Genomic DNA, 17131 nt, shown 5'->3' on the forward strand with positions numbered 1-17131 from the left:
AGCCGTTTATAAGAATGGAAAAGCGGTGGAATTCTCGCGCACAGGCGATATATTATCAATTAAAATAAAGTGTCGTAAGGAGTTTTTAAAATACTTGGGGAGTGTTATGAAATGGGAATCTCATTGAATCAAAATGCACTAGAGTTCATACAAGAACTCGAAAAAGTGGCTTGTAAAAGTACGTGGACAAAACATGAACTAGTAAAAAAGTTTATCGATTCCGAGTTCTATCATGTGAAATTTGAATCTTACTATCCGTCAGCAATAGAAAAGTCGATATGGTGGGCTGTCAAGAGAAGTGAAAATTGGGTGATGAGTCGCTCCCTTTATAAGATAGAGCAAAAGGAAGTTAAGTCGATGACTCATTTAGATGGAGAGGGAAATGGCTTTGGGATAGCAGTTGTGGAGAAACAAAAAGAAGATAAGAAAGAAGAACTTGATTTTGCGACGAATTCTAATGAGGATGTTTTAGACACCGTGGATGTTTCTGAAAACATCATGCATCCAACTATTTTGTCGATTTCTTATGACCGAGATGCGTTGATCCGACATCTAAGTGAGCATTTATACGAAGTCACGATGTTGTCTTTGTCTATTCGAGACAAAGGACTACGCCATTATCAATTAAAAAAAGGCATGGGTGAGAACTTATATTTTTTAACGGAAAGTTACTTTCGTAGACTTGGATTGGCGAAAACAAAATATCGGATGGGGGATTTCATTACAGAAGGAGCGAAAGAACGCTTAATAAATCGGATACCGTCTGGACTAGTATATGAACATATGGTCCCGAAAAACATATACCTAAATAAGTTTAGAGAGTTGGCTCTTAGAAACGAACTAACAAGGGAAAGAATCCATCACCTTTTAGACAAGTATCACTTCATTTGTATCATTACAAAAGAAGAGGACAAGTTACTGTCCTCGACGAAAATGCCAGATGATTGGGACGGCAATAATCCGTTTTATCGTTACGAAAAAGCAGGAATCGATTTTGAGCCTGTTCAATATGAAGCTTCTATCCTGACAAATTTGAGAGAGAGCGTTGACGGTCCACATAGTGAGTTATTACATGAATCACATGATCAAAATCGTTATTGATTTCATGCTCCCAAAATCGAAGGATGACCCAACCTTCTTCGACATAATGTTGTGTAACGTCGGCATCACGCTCGATGTTACGTCCAATCTTTTGACGCCAAAAATCGGCATTCGTCTTCGGTAGCTTGAAGTGGAGGGGACAGCCATGCCAATAGCAGGAGTCCAGAAATACGACGATGCGTAATCCAGGAAACGAGATGTCGGGTGTCCCGTAAAGTTTGCGATTGTTCTTGCGGTACCGGTATCCGGCCGCCCACAGCGCTTTTCTGACTTTGACTTCCATCTTCGTATCTTTTCCACGGTTGCCGCTCATCGTCTTGAACACGGCTGGACTCGATGCTTTCGGTACGTTTTTGGCCATATCCCTCACCTCCCTCTACTAGTAAGATTCCACTGTAGGGGGAGAAGTACTCATGTTAAGCGTCTAGAATCTGCTGAATGTAGTTTCGATCTAACCAAAACGCCTGCTTTGTGATCCATTGTCCATCGGGGAGGCGGATTTTGTCATCTCCATCCGCACCTTTTGAACGTATATGTGCGACTTGGTTGAATTTTGATCCGGGCAGGTTGTTCTTTACTCTATTTTTCATGGGAATCAGCTCAACCCCTTCTATTACGACCTTTCGAGCTTCGGACCACATCTCATATAGTTCGCCATCGATTGTATCGAGTGGCATGTTCCAGAGTCGAATGCCTACAAAGCGAGGGATTCGCTTTTTCTTTGGGACGTATTCTTCGTCATATTGAAATTCTAAGAAAAGATATTTCTGTTCTGCGAATGTGTCATATAGGTCTGAATCTTCCCAGTCACTTTGGCATAGATTTTCAAAATCGACCTTGCCGAACGACATATGTTCACGAATCGTTCCGTCGGGTTCTCGTGCGACCGTTTTGAACTTGATGTTTGCCTTCTCAAATTCTTCGATACCGGAAAGGTCTGTCTTTTTCACTCCTAACAGTTTGGCCATGACATGAGGAATCATCGCCTTGTTTCTAGGGTTGTATGGAACTTTCGTTTCTTCACATAAATCAATCAGTGTCTTGCCATAGTGTGCTGAGAGTCGGGTTTCGAGAAGTTCCTCGATAGACATTTCGTTTAACTCACCTTGGTTCGCGATAGATTCCATTAGTTCCGGTGTTAAATATTTACGAACCAATCCGGACATATAGGATGCTTTCAAAGCGAAGGCACGCGGTTTGGCAGGTTCATCTGAGAAGGGTTGAGTACGCACAATCGAACCGTTCGCCCCTTTTGTACAGGCGGACAGATACATCGTATCTGCCTCCGAAATGAGATGAGCCTCTCCATTCTTGATTTTAGTAACGATTGTTTCCCAATCTTGTCGCATCACGGCTAAATCTTCCTCCGAGAACTCGTTTAAGAATGCCTTGTAGATACGGTAGTCATCCATTGAGATCTCAGGCTCATATTGATAGAGCATGATGAGCATACTTGTGGCTTTCGATAAAAAGCTTGAAGTTTCAAACGAGTATCTATGCTCGCTATGGTAATCAATCATATTCAAGACGAGTCGTTCTTTTGAAGAATATGTACCATTTTTGTTTTTCTTGAAAGGAGTGACCTTTAACTCGATACCAAGTTCCTCAAAGTCTGGTCGGGCATCTGAATTGATTGGGTATCCGAAGTGGCTCTCTTCAATGATGTGACCGAGTGATCCCTTGGAACGAACATTTTTAATCCGTCCGGTCGTATCAATCTCGCCGAATGTCTTGCCCTCAGCCTCTCTTGCCTTATCCATTAATTCTTGAATCGTTTCGTAACGCAATCGAATACCTCCTATAAATTTACATATGTAAGATGAGTATAACGTAGTTGTTGATCCCATTCACCTTTTCTGTTAAACTAATTTCATCGAGCTAGTTCGGTTGTGATAGGACCTAAAATAGCGTAAATTTAAGATAGAAAATACGAAAGGGTGTTCCCATTGATTAAAGTAGTTGAGTTATTTGCCGGTGTAGGAGGTTTCCGCATCGCGCTTGAAGGAATCAAAGATGTGAATGCCGAGCCTACATCTGACAAATTCGATGTGGTTTGGGGCAATCAGTGGGAGCCGGCGACGAAGGTACAACCGGCCTTTGATTGCTATGCTGAACGTTTTAAAGGGCGTGGCCAACACGTAAATGAGGATATCGCGCTGTCATGGATGGAAGCAGGACCACACCATTTACTTGTGGGGGGCTTTCCGTGCCAAGACTATAGCGTGTCACGTAGCTTGAAGAATGAGCAAGGGATTCAAGGGAAGAAGGGTGTCTTGTTCTGGGAAATCATGAATATCATCGAACAGGAAAAGCCGCCTTACGTCTTACTCGAGAATGTCGATCGCCTAATGAAGTCACCTGCGAAGCAAAGAGGGCGTGACTTCAGTGTCATGCTTCGTGCGTTTGCCGATCAAGGATATACGGTCGAGTGGAGAGTCATCAATGCTGCCGATTATGGATTTGCGCAACGCCGCCGCCGTATCTTCATTTTTGCGACGCGAGCGGATTTGAAGCATTCGACCCGAGCGGGGAAAGCGAATCCTGAGCAGTGGTTGTTGAAAGACGGATTCTTTGCACCGACTTTCCCGGTCATGGAGATGACGAGCGAGAAACATCCAGGTTCGACGTTCGAGTTGCCGAAAGACATCGTTGAAATCTCGGACACATTCTCTGCGACTTATCGAAATGCGGGTGTCATGACGGGGGATCAAGTGACGACGCTTGAGGCGCTCCCAGTTCGCGAGACAGCTAAGACGCTCGGCGAAGTCGTTCGAGAGGTCTATGAGCAGTTTGGTCCTGCTCCGGAACACTATTATCTGGATACAGAGAAGGTTAAAAAATCTGGACGTACGGAAAAAGAGGAATTGGCTTACATGAAAGGACCGAAAAAAATCGAACGTACTTCTGCGAGCGGTCACGTCTATGTCTATGCTGAAGGAGGCATGTCCTATCCAGATTCGCTAGACCTTCCAGGTAGAACGATGTTGACGAGCGAAGGAACGTGCAACCGTTCAAGCCATGTCATCGAAGATCCACATACGAAAAAATTGCGCTATTTGCGTCCGGAAGAATGCGAGGGATTGAATGGCTTCCCATACGGATGGACCGCGACTATGACAGACCGCAAGCGATATTTCACAATGGGGAATGCCCTCGTCGTCGGATTGATTGAGCGGATGGGCCATCGAATTGCGGAGATTCATGAGCAAGAGGATGAAAAGAGCCTGTTGCATGAAGTGAAGCAGATGCAATTGTTAGGGACGTACAATAACTTTAAATAATTTAAATGCCCTCATCTGAATGACATTTTCATTCAGGTGAGGGCATTTGCTATTTAGAGTTACTCCGCCATCAACGCACACACCGCATTCGAATACGCTACCGGATCTTCAATCGGTAACCCTTCAATGAGGAGGGCTTGTTGATACAAGAGGTCTGTATATTGTTTCGCTTTCGCTTCATCTTCTTTATACACACGTTGGAGCGTCTGGAAGATGGCGTGGTCGGCATTCACCTCGAGCACTTTCTCCGCTTTCATGCCGCCGCCGTTTGGCATCGCGTTCAAAATCTTTTCCATCTCGATTGAGACGTCACCCGCGACCGTCAAGCAAACCGGATGCGACTTGAGACGTGTCGAGGCACGCACTTCTTTGACGCGGTCTCCGAGCTCTTCTTTCATGAATGCGAACAAGTCTTGGTTGTCTTCGTTGAGCGATTTCGCTTCCGCGTCATCGAGACCGAGATCGCCGCTCGCGATCGATTTGAATTCTTTGTCTTCATACGACTGAAGCATCTTGATGGCGAACTCGTCGATCTCTTCTGTAAAGTAGAGGATCTCGTATCCTTCTTCTTTCAAGCGCTCTGCTTGTGGCAAGAGGTCGATGCGATGAATCGATTCGCCTGTCGCATAGTAAATATACTTCTGATCTTCTTTCATCCGCTCGACGTACTCTTTGAGCGAAACGAGTTTCTTCTCGTGAGAAGAATGGAAAAGAATCAAGTCTTTCAATTCGTCTTTGGCTGCGCCGAACTGGTCATACACGCCAAACTTCAATTGGCGACCGAACGACTCATAGAACTTCTCATAGTCCTCACGCTCGTTTTGGAGCATCTTCTCGAGCATGCCTTTGATTTTCGACTTCACGTTCTTCGCGATCACGCGAAGCTGGCGGTCCTGCTGCAACATTTCACGGGAAATGTTGAGGGAGAGGTCTTCTGAGTCGACCATCCCTTTAACGAAGCCGAAGTAGTCCGGCAAGAGGTCTGGTGACTTCTCCATGATCAACACGCCGTTCGAGTAGAGCTCGAGCCCTTTCTCGAATTCTTTCGTGTAATAGTCGAACGGAACCGTTGACGGGATATACAGGATTGATTGATAACGAATCGTCCCGTCGACGTTCAAGTGAAGATGCTTGAGTGGCTCATCAAAGCCGTAGCGCTTCTCGTGATAGAACGCCTTATAATCCTCGTCTTTGAGTTCGCTCTTCCGCTTCCGCCAAATCGGCACCATACTGTTGACGGTCTCTTCTTCCTTGTAGTCCTCATACTCTTCTGAGTCCTCTTTTTGACGATGTTTCGTCACATCCAGTTTGATTGGGTAACGGATGAAGTCCGAATGCTTCTTGATGAGTGAACGGATCTCATATTCTTCGAGGAATGACGAATACGCATCATCTTCTGTGTCTGCCTTCAAGTGGAGCGTGATTTCTGTACCGATGTCCGGTTTGTCTGTCGGCTCGATCGAATAGCCGTCTGACCCTTCTGACTCCCATACGTATCCTTGATCACTGTCAATCGAGCGAGTCCGCACGGTCACACGGTCAGCGACCATGAACGCGGAATAGAACCCTACGCCGAATTGTCCGATGAGGCTATGGTCTTCTTCCATCTTCGTCGCCTGTTTCATGGCGAGTGAACCGCTCTTGGCGATGATTCCGAGGTTTGTTTCGAGTTCTTCTTCTGTCATCCCGATCCCTGTATCGCGAATTGTGATCGTCCGCGCTTCTTTGTCGAGTTCGACTTTGACGAAGTAATCGTCTTTGTTGAATTCGATGCTTTCGTCGGAGAGGGCACGATAATACATCTTGTCGATGGCGTCACTCGCGTTCGAGATGAGCTCACGCAAGAAGATGTCCTTATGTGTATAAATTGAGTGGACCATCAACTCTAAAATTCGTTTCGATTCGGTTTGAAACTGTTTTTTTGTCATGATCGTTCTCCTTTTGATGTCTATATTTTGGCACTCTGTATATAGGAGTGCTAACACTATTGATTATCCTAATTTTTAGGAAGATGTCAACCGAGATTGAAGAAAAGATTGACGAGGACGTAGGTTTCGCATATAGTTGAGTACATGCGATGAGCTGGTCTATGTAAGACGGCGGACATTCCCTTGAGGAGCACGTTGTGGAGCGTGGTCCGTCGCGGTAGACTTTCGAGAGCACCTCTAGTGAGAGGTGCTCATTTTTTATGTATACAATTAGCCTCCCTTCAAGCGAAGGGAGGTTTTTCTTATGCCCGAATGGATGTGAGGAACATCTCTTTTAAAGCACGCAATTGTACGGCCGGTTCGATATCGTCCTCTAAATAACTGATGTGCGACTTCAACATGATGTTGTTGCCGAACGTCCCGAACGTATTGATGATTGTGACGACGGTCACCTTCACATCGATATCCGAGCGGAATGAACCGTCGCGTTTCCCATCTTCGATCAAGGGTTCGAGTGTCTGCATGATCTGTCGTTGAACGTCGATGTATGTCTCGATTCCAGGAAGAGGTGAGACGACGAGCGATGCATAGCTCTCGAACGCCTCTCGGAAACGGGCATGGTTCGTCCGTTCCAACTGCATCTCGAAAAAGTGGTTCAAGATGGCCTCGAGCCGCTCATATGCGTTGCCTTCCTCATGCATGAATTGTTCAAATCTCTTGAGTGTCGGTTGTAGATTCTTGACGGCTGCCGCGACGATCAATTGATCCTTCTTCGGGAAGTAGCGAAACAGTGTCGCCACCCCAATTCCTGCAGCGTCCGCGATGTCCTGCATCTGAACCTTCTCAAAGCCATTCTCTATAAATAAGCGTTCTGCCTCTTGGATAATCAGTTGAACTCGTTCCTCTTTGTTTTGTTGTCGTTTACTCAATTCGATCACCTCATTGTCTGTCCTTAGTATATCGTCTTCGAGCAGTTTCGTTGAGATTAATGTCACATCCAATTATTATTATGATAGTTAGACTATCATAATTTAATGAATGGAGCTGGGACAATGCGTTTACAGGGGAAAGTAGCGGTCATCACAGGGGCAGGAAGCGGTATGGGAGAGTCAACGGCACGTCTATTCGCCAAAGAAGGGGCAACAGTCGTCGCGACAGACATCAATGAACAAGGAGTAAACAATGTAGTCGAGTCGATTCGTGCACAAGGTGGGGAAGCCATCGCGGTGAAACATGACGTGACATCACGCTCGAGCTGGGAGGATGTATTCGCGGAAGTGGAAGCGACATGTGGCAAATTAGATATTCTCGTCAATAACGCTGGAATCGCACTTGCAAAACCTTTCTTGGAACAGACAGAAGAGGACTGGGCACGCACATATCGCATCAACATCGATGGGGTCATGTTAGGGACACAGTACGCGATTCCGCTCATGACGGAGAATGGGGGAGGATCAATCGTCAACATCTCCTCCATCTCTGCATTGACCGGTATGGCGGGTGCCGGTGCCTATACGGCCTCGAAAGGTGCGGTCCGTTCTCTCACGAAAGCAGCGGCAGTCGATTACGGGAAGCAAAACATTCGGGTCAACTCGGTGCATCCAGGGTACATCGTGACACCGATGAGTGCGCCACATATGGAGCATCCAGACTATAAACAACATTTCTTGAATCAAATCGCTTTGCCGAATCTCGGACAAGCGGATGAGGTGGCGGCAGCCGTCCTGTTCCTTGCGTCAGACGAAGCGAATCATATCAGCGGGATCGAACTTCCGGTAGATGGTGGCGTGACGGCGAAGTAAAAGTAGGGTCTCTATGGAGGCCCTACTTTTTTAATTACTCTAAGATTCCGATTAACTCCATTTCCGATTGAAGTATGTGGAAAGATTGCACCATTCATGAGGATTCACCTCTTTTCATTTTAAAATCATCTGTATTATTTATATTCCCGTTTTGTGTAAAGAGTTTAAGTGATTCATCAAATTGACATGATATAGTCGACATGAAAGAGTGAGATGACAAGTGTAGAACAGTGCCAAATGAGCCGAAAAAGGAAATTGATTTTATTTAGTTAACTATGAAAGTTGGTATAGTGAGATGGAAACTCAGTTTGAGATGGAACGAGTATGGATGGATGAAACTGAGCTGTTTTATCAAGTTCAGCTTCAACTTCGGTCTTCTGCCTGCACCAGTAATCAGTTGATTTATTTAGATGATGCGAGTCTTGAAGATCTTCATCAAAAGATCAATCAATTCAATCAAGCGTGGGGCAAAGAACCAATCACATGGAGACTAGTCGATGAAGAAGAGGGTTCGGATGATTTGCAAGTCAATCTAACTTTCACGTTGATTGACCGGATTGGGACCATCCAAATCGATATTTTCATTCATGATGAATGGCAGTTTGACTCATTTGACCATGTTCATATGAAATTTAGAATGAGGACGACGATGGGACAGCTCGACGACTTGAGCGCTCAACTCAAACGTTTCATTCGTCGTGAGACCGACCATGTCTCATCACTTCGACCAGAATAAAGCAGCCTGAGACGACTCAGGCTGCTTTTTAGTACCATTCTTTCGGTTCGTAATTCAATTCGCGGAACAGCTGCTCACGCTCTTTTTTCGAAAGATCGCGCCATTGTCCAGGCGGCAGTTTCCCGAGCGTGATGTTCATGACACGAACACGTTGGAGGCGGAATACTTCGTATCCGAGCGCCTCACACATCCGACGGATTTGGCGGTTGAGTCCTTGCGTGAGGGTAATGTTGAAATCGAACTTTGAAAGCGGACGGACTTTACACGGAAGTGTCTTCTGGCCAAGGATTTTGACACCGGCTTCCATCTGCTCGACGAACTCTGGTGTGATTGGCTTATCAACCGAGACGATGTATTCTTTCTCGTGCTCGCCTTCTGCACGGAGAATCTCGTTGACGATATCGCCGTCATTCGTCATGAGGATGAGACCTTCCGAGTCTTTATCAAGACGACCGATGTTGAAGATGCGGAGCGGGTGGTTGACCATGTCGACCAAGTTCCCTTTTACTTTTTTTTCTGTCGTACTCGTGATCCCGACCGGCTTATGGACGGCGATGTAGACGTTGTTTCGGGCAACCCGTGCGACAGAACCGTTGACGAGGACTTCATCGCCCGGTTTGACTTGGTCGCCGATTTTTGCTTTTTTCCCATTGATGGTGACGCGTCCCTCTTCGACGAGACGGTCGGCTTGGCGACGGGACGCCTTGCCTGATTCACTGATGAATTTATTGATGCGCATGTGTACACGTCCTTTGTTTGGCTTCGTCCTCTCACTATAACGCATTTTATAAACTCTCGAAAGCGGGAAACGAACGGGAGAGGAGGGATGACATGGAGGCAGTACGACTGTTACAAGACGCAATCCGATTTCAACAAGCACTGTGCGACACAACGTTCGGGAAAGAATTGATTCAAGAGGCATCACCTGTCCTTTGGTACGGTCGACCTGGTCCGGATCAATGGCTGACCATCGGGACGAATCCGTCTCGCGGCGAGTTTTTACATCGTGACGGGACACCGAGAACGGGGCAACACCAAAAGTTCTATTGGCGGAACATACTCTCGTTTGACGATTACCTCGGAAATGAAGAGGCGCTGCAACAAACGCTCGAACGGGCATCGGTCTATTTCGAGTCGAATCGCGCGACGACGAACTGGTTCGGGAAACCGGATGGCGCCAAACTCGAGGCACTCCTCAACGGGATGGGGCGTTCGTTCTATGATCATCCGGCGGCTGTCATCCACGTTGATTTTTTCAAGTTTGCGACATATGAACAGATAGGGAAGATGAGGACGGGGCGCCACTGGATGGAACATCCGACCTCAATCGAACTGTTGGAGCGGACGATTGCGTACATCAAACCGATCCGTATCATCGTGCTCGGACGGGATAACTGTCGTGCCTTGAACGGTTTTTCAACAATCGGAAGACTGTCTGCATATCCCGCCGTCACCTATGAAATCGGACGCCATGATTCGGGTATCCCGATGATCGGCCTCCATATGAAGCCTTCAGAAGTGTTCGTTGGGCTCGGGAATGGCCGTGATTCAAACGGGCTACATTACGGGTCATACGCGAAGCGCGAGCACCTTTTAAAAATCGGAGAAGCGATTGACACGATTATGGACGAGTGGCTGGCGGATGGACGCGTGTGATGCTTCCCCAAAAGTTGAATTCGTTGAAGTCGATGTAGCGCACGTCCTTCGAACGATTATCGAGCACGGCTAACAAGATGACGTCCGGGAACCCCCGTTTTTCAAACTGTAAGTAGCCGACTCCCGTGACGGAATGATTTTTATAAAAGCCGTTCGCCATATTCAGCACAAACGGGCGTCCTGCTTTCAGCTCACGCTCAAACGTCGACCATTTCCAAAGATAGCGGGAACTGCCTCGACCGTCGTACCCGTATCGCTTCCACAGTTTCGTGATGATGGTGGCGATTTGTGTCGGCGGTGTCCCTTTCTCGTCTTTGAAATGGTGCCTGAAGGCGATCTCGCGCACATCTTCTTGGATCTGTGTCACATCATCTGGGATGTTCGCATACCCATGATCTCGATAGAAACGGAAGATGGCGGTGATCGACGTCAACGTACAGTTGTTCTTGCCGTTCTCGAACTGACGTTGGAGCAAGACGGGCACGCCTTCAATCTGTACAGAGCGCTTTAATGTCCAGCGTCCGTGATAACGATCGTTCACATAAGCTTCTGGGTCGATGATCCCGGCATAGCCGTTGTTCGCAACCTCGAGTTGTCCTGCAAATGGGTGCTCCATCTCGGTCTCCCTCCTTTTCTTTTAGTATACAAAGGACGCCCCATCTCATAAAAGAGAAAGGGCGTCGTTTTCGTTAAAACACAAGATGTGCGATGCCGACGATGATCGGAAGGGTGATGAAGGTACGTAACAAGAAAATCAAGACGAGGTCGAGGAATGAGATCGGTAGTTTTGAACCGAGCAACAAGCCCCCGACTTCTGACATATAGATGAGCTGGGTAACCGACAACGTAGCGATGACAAACCGTGTCAACTCACTCTCGATGCCGCTTCCGAGAACGGCCGGCAAGAACATGTCGGCGAAACCGACGACCATTGTTTGAGCGGCTTCCGATGCCTCAGGCACTTGAAGGAGCATCAAGATCGGTTCGAACGGCTTTCCGAGGATAGTGAAGAACGGCGTATATTCTGCGATGATGACCGCAATCGTCCCGACTGCCATGACGACAGGGAGGACGCCGATCCACATATCGAGCACGTTCTTGAAGCCGTCTTTGAGCGTCTCTAGGAAACTTTTACTCGAACGTGACTTTTGTAACGCCTGAATTAACGCCCACTTACCGAGTGACACGTTCGCGGGTACTTCTTCTTCCGGTTTGAGCTCGGTCTTCTCATAAGCCGTGTCTGCCTTTTTAGACAACGGATAAATCCGTGGCATGATGAGAGCGGCGACTAGTCCGGATAAGACGATGGCCCCGTAGTAAGGCAAGAAGTATTGGTCGAGTTCGACATACTGTAAGACGACGATGGTGAAGGTGATGGAGACGACGGAGAATGTCGTCGCAATGATCGAAGCTTCCCGTTTCGTGTAATAGCCTTCCTCGTACTGTTTTGTCGTCAGTAGAATCCCGATCGTCGCATCCCCGACCCATGAGGCGAGCGAGTCAAGTGAGGCGCGCCCTGGCAAGCGGAAGAGCGGACGCATGATCTTCATCAAGAACGTCCCGACGAACTCGAGAAGTCCAAAGTTCAATAAGAGCGGTAACAACATACCGGCAAAGAAGAATGTCGCAAATAAGATTGGAATCAAATCAAAGAGCAATAGGCCCCCTGTAAATTCTGACGTGATCATCTCTGGTCCGAGTGTGAGTAGCGTCATGACCCCGGCGATGAAACCGATCACGCGCATGACGAACCAAAACGGTGTCACGCTAAATAGTGCGTTGATGGATGGTCGCTCCATCATAAAAGCAGGACGTGCCGTAAAGAGTAATAATGAGCCGACAATCGAAATCCCCATCATGATGACGGCGAGTGTCGGGACGAAATCCCCAATCCAGTCAATCAGCAGATTGGATAAGAAGGCGACTGGAATCGTGAAGCCTTCCTCTGATGAGATTGGTACGATGAAAAACATGATCCCGATGAGTGATGGAATCAAGAACTTAAAGAAGTCTTGACTCGAAAAAGAAGGTTTCTTTCCGTCTGGTGTTGATGAACCATTCATGATGCATTCCCCATTTCCCCGAAGTGTTTGTGCTGTCTATGTATCCCCATTACACATCCAGCCGTTATTGAAACGTATTTCTTTCTTAGTATAAAAAATATGACCAGGTGCTATCAACAACATGCGGAAATTTTCTGAAAAATACAAGGTTAAATACTAGGCAAAACATTCGTATTCCATCAAACCATTTAGTATGATGACGGCGAGTCCAACAAATTCAAGATATTTAGAAACTTCATTATAGAGATAGGAGAATGCATGATGAGATTGAGTGTATTAGACCAGGCGCCGGTCACGTCGGGTCATACAGGAGAACATGCGCTGAACAGCGCGGTCGAGCTCGCACAAGTCGCAGAAGAGTTAGGATATTACCGTATGTGGATGGCGGAGCATCATGGTGGCATGTCGTTCGCCAGCTCGGCTCCAGAGGTCATCACGGCTTATCTGGCAGCTAAGACGAACAAGATTCGTCTCGGGTCCGGCGGCATCATGATGATGCACTACTCGCCACTCAAGATGGCAGAGGTATTCAAGACGCTCAGCGCGCTCGCTCCAGGACGGATTGACTTTGGTGTCGGACGTGCGCCAGGCGGTGATGCGAACGCGATCTATGCGATGTCACAAGGGCAGAAACCGATGATGGATGGACTTTACGAGAAACTCGATACGACGCTTCAATTGATTAAAGATGAGGCACCGGAGGAAAGATGGTATAAAAATACACCGGCTGCTCCGACTGGTGTCAGCCTTCCAGAAGCCTGGTTACTCGGTTCGAGTGGGAACAGCGCCGTGCAGGCCGGACGGATGGGGCTCGGCTATTCGTTTGCCCAGTTCTTTAACGGACAATTGAGTGCCGATACGCTCGACACATACCGTCACCATTTCACGCCGTCTGATTTCATGGAGAAACCGGACATCAGCGTCACGTATTTGGTCACGACGGCAGAGACGGAAGAAGAGGCCGAATATTTGGCCCGACCTTCTGATCTGTCGCGTCTCTTCTTGATGCGTGGTCAATTGAGACAGTTGTTGAGTCCAGAAGCGGCTCATGATTATCCGCTCACGGAGGTCGATAAAATTCATATCGCCAACAACCGAGCCATCCACCTCGTAGGGACGCCGAAACAAATTGCGGAACAGTTACGGGATGAATCGGAACGTTACGGTTTCGATGAGGCGATGATATGTAGCATCCAGCATAAGCAGGAAGATCGCCTGAACGTCTATCGTCTCTTGGCGAATGAATTGCTTTAACCTGAAGAGCACCTTCTCAAGTATGAGAGGGTGTTTTTTTATAAGAGAAAAACGTTTCCCCATTTTTTCAAAGGTTTTCTCCATAGTTTGAGCGAAACCAACTACACTATAAGAAAAAGGAACGGGTGGAGGGATACGATGCAACGGATGAAAGGCGACCCATATTATCTATTCGAGCTGTTCACACGCTTGTATCGAATGGTATTTCTAATGGAAGTGACAGAGGCAGGCTATCGTTACGTAAATGTGAGCGAACAGGGGAAGGTGGCCTCTTCGCTTCCAAGTGATGTAGAAGGGCGGTATTTACATGAGATGTATCGCTCGGAAGTGGTCGAGGAATTGATTGAACATTATGATGCGGTCGTTGAGACAGGGGAGCCGGTCTACTTCATGTCGCAAATGAACATCGACTCCAATACGGCCCGATTCGCTTCTTCTATGCTTGTACCGATTGAAGATGAGGATGGACTCGTTCGTTATGTACTCGGTTTGACAACTGATTTATCCGAGGAGGCGGAGATCAAGTTGTTAAAGAGTATCGAGCATATGGACTATTTGACCGGTATGCCAAATCTGATGAAAGTCAAATTGGAGCTCGACCAATTGTTCGAGCAACATGATATGGAAGAGACGAGCGTCATGCGCCTTCACATCAACCGTTTCAAGATGATGATGTCGCTTCAAGGTGTGGAGCGCTCGAATCAGTTGATTAAAGACATCACACGTCAATTGGCGAATACGCTTCCGAAAGGTTCAATTATCGGTCGAGTAGACGGTGAAGACTTTATCGCGGTGTTACCTCATACTCCAATCCGGTTGGCATACATGTACGCCGAGCATTTGCTTGACGTGATTGCAGATCATTCGTATCAAGTGGCGGAGGCCGAATTCCCGTTATCGAGTTGTATCGGGATTGGTGCCGGTACAGCGGATGCCGACCGTGTCATCATGAACGCCTCCACGGCTCTGTTGGAAGCGCGTCAGACGGGAAATCAAACGATTCGTTTATATGAACACGATGAGTACGTGCAGCGTTACATCGATGAGATGATGATCGAAACGGAACTGGTCAAAGCGTTGAAGCTAGATGAGTTATACATGGTGTATCAACCGAAAGTGTCGATGGACGGTGCGATTCATTTTGAGGCACTCATTCGCTGGGAGAGTCCTGTTCTCGGATTCATTTCACCTGAAACGTTCATTCGTGTGGCTGAACAGTCACTCTTGATCGAAGACGTGACACGATTCGTCATGAATCGGGTATGTCAGGATGTGTCGTCACAACCTGAGCAGTTTGAAGGGCGCCGCGTGGCTGTGAATGTCTCACCGAATTTATTTCATGAACACCATATGAATGAACTGGTTGCGATCATTGCATCGTATGGTCTTGTGCCAGAACAATTTGAGTTTGAGGTGACCGAGCACACGTTGATGCATGAACCGGTAGCGGCGATCAAAACGGTCGAATCGCTCAAACAACAAGGATTTCGACTGTTGATTGATGACTTTGGGGTCAGTTATTCCTCGTTGAATTATTTGAAGTTGTTCGAGATTGATGGAATCAAGATCGACCGGTCGTTCGTTGCGCAACTCGATCAGGAGAGCGGCATGAAAGAGTATGAAATCGTCAAACTGATTGTCTCGTTGGCCAAAAAGCTAGAGTTAGAGGTGACGGCTGAAGGTGTGGAGACGGAAGAACAATATCGGATCTTACGTCAGCTCGGCTGCGATGAGATTCAAGGGTATTTCTTCAGTCGTCCGATGCCGCTCGCGGAGTTAGAAGAGGCGCTCGGAATCTTGTATTCCCATCAGATGATGTTATCGAAGATCGAGCAGCCTGCGCAGTTGTTGCATCCTTCTCTAGATGAGCGTGAATTGCAACGACTCAAAGCGATATTACGATTGGAAATTTTAAATACGCCACAAGAGGAACGATTTGACCGGATCTCCCGATTGGTCGCACAAACCTTTCAGATGCCAATCGCATTCATTTCGATCATGACGACAGACCAACAGTGGTTCAAATCGTGTGTCGGTATCGAGCTCGAATCCGCTCACCTCAAACGGGAATGGACGTTATGTAATCGGGTTGTCACATCAGAGTCTCCGCTGGTGATTGAAGATGTTGCGGCAGCAGCGATTGAAAGTGACAGTCCTTGGATTGACCGAATCGGATTTTATGCAGGTGTACCGTTGCGGACGAAGCAAGGTCACGTCATCGGCACACTTTGCGTAGTGGATGGGCAGGCGAGAACGTTCTCAGAAAAAAACTTGAAGGCGCTCGAATCGTTTACGCATTGGGTCATGACAGAGATCGAGCACACGGAAGTCTCGAGAAGACAAATCACGCGACAACAATCAATCGAAGCATTGTATGAAGCGACGGCATTGCGTGTACCGTTCCAAGATCAATTGGCCCGGGTTCAAGAAATTTTATTGGAATGGATCGGTTACTCCCACGGGGTCATCTTCTCGATTGAGCCTTCGCATCGTCTTCTAGTAGAGCATGGGGTCTCTCGTTTGACTTGGGGGGAAGAAGAACTGCATTCCCTACATCAACTGACAACGGTCGGCGCGCAAACGCTTCAGGAAGGTGATCTGATTGTAGATGGTATCGAATTCACGAGGTTTGTCAGTTTTCCTTTGACGCATGAGCATCAAGTGTTTGGCTGGGTCGTTCTTCTCGCGGAGCAAGGCAACTTGAATGATCATCTTGATGAGGAAACGTTGCAAGAGTTGACTGGAACGGTACGGTTGCTTGCACGATGGATGGAGAATGGGATTCGAAAGGAACGGAAACAACGCGAGATGATTCGAATCGCAAAACAAGATCAACTGACAAAACTGTATAATCGTCATAAGCTCACGACCGATTTATACAAAAAGATGCACCGGACGCCATCGATTACAGTGACACTGGTCAATCTAGACGATTTTAAAAGAATCAACGATCAGTACGGGCACATGATAGGGGATGAAGTGTTAATTGAAATCGCACAACGATTAAATGAATTCGTCCAGCATGTTGGTGGTCAAGTGTACCGTTTTTCAGACGATGAATTCATGTTGGTGCAAACGGGTCCACTGAGTGGGATTGAACAGCTCAATGAAGTTATTTCCCAGGGAATAGACGCGTCGAATGGTGAAGTCATTCATCTTACGGCAAGTGTTGGCGTCACCCTAGTCAAGTCGACCGACACCGTCGATTCGATTCTTCAACAAGCAGATGCAGCGATGTATATTGCAAAGAACAATGGAGGAGACCAGTGGTTCCAATATGGTGGATACTCAGATGACAAGGGGATTTAAG

Annotated in this window: 14 protein-coding genes; 7 read left to right on the forward strand and 7 right to left on the reverse strand. The window is 47.2% G+C overall.

The genetic code is table 11. The annotated features are described in order from the left end of the window. The first annotated feature begins 111 nt into the window (after positions 1 to 111). Positions 112 to 1101 (forward strand): hypothetical protein, encoded by a 990-nt coding sequence (locus Q9R25_RS10785; RefSeq protein WP_311283146.1) that lies wholly within the window; start codon positions 112 to 114, stop codon positions 1099 to 1101. On the opposite strand, the gene Q9R25_RS10790 is transcribed toward Q9R25_RS10785, so the two are convergent. Then, positions 1019 to 1462, reverse strand: coding sequence for a very short patch repair endonuclease (locus Q9R25_RS10790; protein WP_214737871.1), 444 nt, complete (start codon positions 1460 to 1462; stop codon positions 1019 to 1021). The two genes, Q9R25_RS10785 and Q9R25_RS10790, sit on opposite strands and share 83 nt — an antisense overlap. A gap of 55 nt (positions 1463 to 1517) precedes the next feature. Next, positions 1518 to 2888: a Sau3AI family type II restriction endonuclease gene (locus Q9R25_RS10795; RefSeq protein ID WP_311283147.1), complete on the reverse strand. Its 1371-nt coding sequence runs from the start codon at positions 2886 to 2888 to the stop codon at positions 1518 to 1520. A 159-nt stretch (positions 2889 to 3047) separates the two neighbouring features. Between Q9R25_RS10795 and dcm the strand changes: the two genes are divergently transcribed. Next, positions 3048 to 4382: a DNA (cytosine-5-)-methyltransferase gene (gene dcm, locus Q9R25_RS10800; RefSeq protein WP_311283148.1), complete on the forward strand. Its 1335-nt coding sequence runs from the start codon at positions 3048 to 3050 to the stop codon at positions 4380 to 4382. A gap of 59 nt (positions 4383 to 4441) precedes the next feature. Here dcm and htpG read toward each other — a convergent pair whose 3' ends face one another. Together htpG and Q9R25_RS10810 are read right to left on the reverse strand one after the other, a co-directional pair. Continuing rightward, a complete protein-coding gene (gene htpG, locus Q9R25_RS10805; RefSeq protein ID WP_311283149.1) occupies positions 4442 to 6310 on the reverse strand; it encodes a molecular chaperone HtpG in 1869 nt (622 codons plus the stop codon). A gap of 302 nt (positions 6311 to 6612) precedes the next feature. Continuing rightward, positions 6613 to 7239, reverse strand: a complete 627-nt coding sequence (locus Q9R25_RS10810) for a TetR/AcrR family transcriptional regulator (RefSeq protein ID WP_311283150.1) — start codon at positions 7237 to 7239, stop codon at positions 6613 to 6615. A gap of 123 nt (positions 7240 to 7362) precedes the next feature. Here Q9R25_RS10810 and Q9R25_RS10815 point away from each other — a divergent pair, with 123 nt between their 5' ends. Next, positions 7363 to 8112 carry an SDR family NAD(P)-dependent oxidoreductase gene (locus Q9R25_RS10815; RefSeq protein WP_047795764.1) on the forward strand — a complete coding sequence of 250 codons (750 nt, stop codon included), beginning with the start codon at positions 7363 to 7365 and terminating at the stop codon, positions 8110 to 8112. Positions 8113 to 8407: 295 nt separating this feature from the next. Further along, a complete protein-coding gene (locus tag Q9R25_RS10820) occupies positions 8408 to 8848 on the forward strand; it encodes a hypothetical protein (RefSeq protein ID WP_311283151.1) in 441 nt (146 codons plus the stop codon). Between the two features lie 28 nt (positions 8849 to 8876). On the opposite strand, the gene rluF is transcribed toward Q9R25_RS10820, so the two are convergent. Further along, positions 8877 to 9587, reverse strand: a complete 711-nt coding sequence (gene rluF / locus Q9R25_RS10825; protein WP_015880301.1) for a 23S rRNA pseudouridine(2604) synthase RluF — start codon at positions 9585 to 9587, stop codon at positions 8877 to 8879. 92 nt (positions 9588 to 9679) lie between these two features. On the opposite strand from rluF, the gene Q9R25_RS10830 reads away from it, so the two are divergent. Next, entirely contained in the window at positions 9680 to 10504 is an 825-nt protein-coding gene (locus Q9R25_RS10830; RefSeq protein WP_311283152.1) for a hypothetical protein, read from the forward strand. Here Q9R25_RS10830 and Q9R25_RS10835 read toward each other — a convergent pair. Together Q9R25_RS10835 and Q9R25_RS10840 are read right to left on the reverse strand one after the other, a co-directional pair. Further along, on the reverse strand, positions 10470 to 11120 hold the full coding sequence (locus tag Q9R25_RS10835) for a C39 family peptidase (protein ID WP_015880303.1): 651 nt from the start codon (positions 11118 to 11120) through the stop codon (positions 10470 to 10472). The genes Q9R25_RS10830 and Q9R25_RS10835 overlap by 35 nt on opposite strands. Positions 11121 to 11193: 73 nt before the next feature. Then, positions 11194 to 12567 carry a YjiH family protein gene (locus Q9R25_RS10840; RefSeq protein WP_311283153.1) on the reverse strand — a complete coding sequence of 458 codons (1374 nt, stop codon included), beginning with the start codon at positions 12565 to 12567 and terminating at the stop codon, positions 11194 to 11196. Between the two features lie 261 nt (positions 12568 to 12828). Between Q9R25_RS10840 and Q9R25_RS10845 the strand changes: the two genes are divergently transcribed. Both Q9R25_RS10845 and Q9R25_RS10850 read left to right on the forward strand, forming a co-directional pair. Then, entirely contained in the window at positions 12829 to 13821 is a 993-nt protein-coding gene (locus Q9R25_RS10845; protein ID WP_074035150.1) for an LLM class flavin-dependent oxidoreductase, read from the forward strand. Between the two features lie 138 nt (positions 13822 to 13959). Then, positions 13960 to 17130 carry an EAL domain-containing protein gene (locus Q9R25_RS10850; RefSeq protein WP_311283154.1) on the forward strand — a complete coding sequence of 1057 codons (3171 nt, stop codon included), beginning with the start codon at positions 13960 to 13962 and terminating at the stop codon, positions 17128 to 17130. Position 17131: the final 1 nt, after the last annotated feature.

It is taken from the genome of Exiguobacterium sp. BG5(2022), assembly GCF_031844365.1.
In the GTDB taxonomy this organism is placed as follows: domain Bacteria; phylum Bacillota; class Bacilli; order Exiguobacteriales; family Exiguobacteriaceae; genus Exiguobacterium; species Exiguobacterium profundum.